Annotated in this window: 2 protein-coding genes; both read right to left on the bottom strand. The window is 73.0% G+C overall.

Annotated elements, in window-relative coordinates:
* On the bottom strand, positions 1–916 hold a 916-nt coding region (locus ACPYOM_RS21805), incomplete at its 3' end, for a DNA recombination protein RmuC (RefSeq protein WP_481347561.1).
* A gap of 48 nt (positions 917–964) precedes the next feature.
* Entirely contained in the window at positions 965–1744 is a 780-nt protein-coding gene (locus ACPYOM_RS21810; protein WP_481347562.1) for a M15 family metallopeptidase, read from the bottom strand.
* Positions 1745–1880: the final 136 nt, after the last annotated feature.

Below are 1880 nucleotides of genomic sequence, written 5' to 3' on the forward strand. Positions count from 1 at the left end.
GGGCGTAGAGGTCCTGTCCGAGGGCGAGCAGCTCCCTGGCGTTCTGCTCGAGGGCGTCCTGCTGCCAGATGGCGCCGACCGTGCGCAGCACGGCGTAGAGCGTGCCCGGGGAGGCGAGCACGACCTTGCGCGTCAGCGCGTGCTCGTAGAGCCCCGGGTCGTCGGCGAGCGCGGTGGCGAGGATCGCCTCGCCGGGCACGAAGCAGACGACGACCTCGGGGGAGCGGGTGAAGGCGGTCCAGTACGCCTTCGCGGCGAGGCCCTCGACGTGCCGACGCAGGGCCGTGGCGTGGGCGGCGAGCAGCTCGCCGCGTTCCACCTCGGACACCGTGTCGCCGTGCGCCTGGAGGAAGTGGGCCATCGGGGCCTTGCTGTCGACGACGACGTGCCGGCCACCGGGCAGGTTGATGACGGCGTCCGGGCGCACGGTGGCGCCGTGCCGGCTGACGCGCGTCACCTGCTCGTCGAAGTCGCACCGGGCCAGCAGCCCGGAGACCTCGAGGACCCGTCGCAGCTGCACCTCGCCCCAGGCGCCGCGGACGGTCGAGGCGTTGAGGGCGCCGGCAAGGGTCGCGGTCTCGGAGCGCAGCGACTCGGTGGACCGGCTGACCTCGCTGAGGCGCTCCCCGAGCTGGCCGAACTGCTGCGCGCGGTCGCGCTCGAGGACGCCGACCTGCCGCTCGACGCGGCCGATCGTCTCGCGCAGCGGCGCGAGCACCGCTGCCGTGGCGTCGTCCTCGGTCCGGGAGGCCTCGAGGTCGTCGACGCGCTCGCGCAGGACGTCGCGCGCCGCCTCGGCGGCCGCGGTGCGCGACACGAGCGAGGAACGGACCGCCAGCCACGCGACGAGCGCGCCGACGACGAGGCCGACGACGAGGCCGGTCACGAGGCCGGTGAGCAGCGAGGAGGACTCCATGGCCCCACCGTCCCAGAGAGGTCCGACAGGGCCGGGGAGCCCACGCCCTCAGCCGAGCTCGAAGTGCTGGTAGTCCTTGTACGACCAGTAGCCGCCCCAGATCCCGCCCCGCGAGATGACCTGCCTCGTGATGGTCGAGGAGCCCCAGATCATCCCGGGGTCGCGCAGGTTGCGGTTGATCCAGCGCACCCCGTTCGGCGGGTACCAGACCCCGTTGGCCGCCTTGTACGGGTTGTGCATCGTGTTGACGTCGATCGCCGTGCCGTAGGAGTGCGGCGACATCCGGGAGCTGTTGCCCGTGACCCGGCGGCAGTTGAAGGCCGAGGTGTTGTCGGCCTTCATCATCTCCTCGTCGTTGCCGTACCACCGGTTCGGGTTGTCCATCCGGCGGATCTTGAACCCGCCGAGGTAGGCGGCGCGGAAGATGGCCGCGGTCTGGCCGACCTTGTCCCACCGGACGATGAGCATGCCGCGGCGGATCGTCCCGTCGTAGGCCCGGAAGTTCATCTCGACGACGCGCAGCCGGCTGGGCCCCACGGGGCAGCCCGACCGCCACGTGTAACGGACGTCGGCCGCCGTCACGGGCCGGGCGGTGGCGCGGATCGGGTCGGTGGTCGCGGCGACGGCGAGGGCAGCGAGGGAGGGGCCCCGACCGAGCGACCCGGAGCGTGGCGTCGACGCGGTGGCGACGGACGGTGCCGCAGCCGGGGGCCGCTCCGGACGTTCGGGCGTCGCACCGGAGGCGGCCGGTGCCGTGGCGGCGAGAGCGAGGGTGGTGACGAGGGCCGCGGCAGCCAGGCCGCCACCGCGCCGGAGGGATCCAGCCATGAGTCGTCCTTCGGTCGTTCCAGTGGGTGACTGCGTCCGTGCGGAGATCAGGGGAGTGTCCATTACACACCCTTTGTCCCGGTGTGGCCCGCGGCACGCCCCGCCCGGTGCGATGTGTGGGACGCGTCTGCTAGAC

The organism is Monashia sp. HAY1-2A (assembly GCF_056755315.1).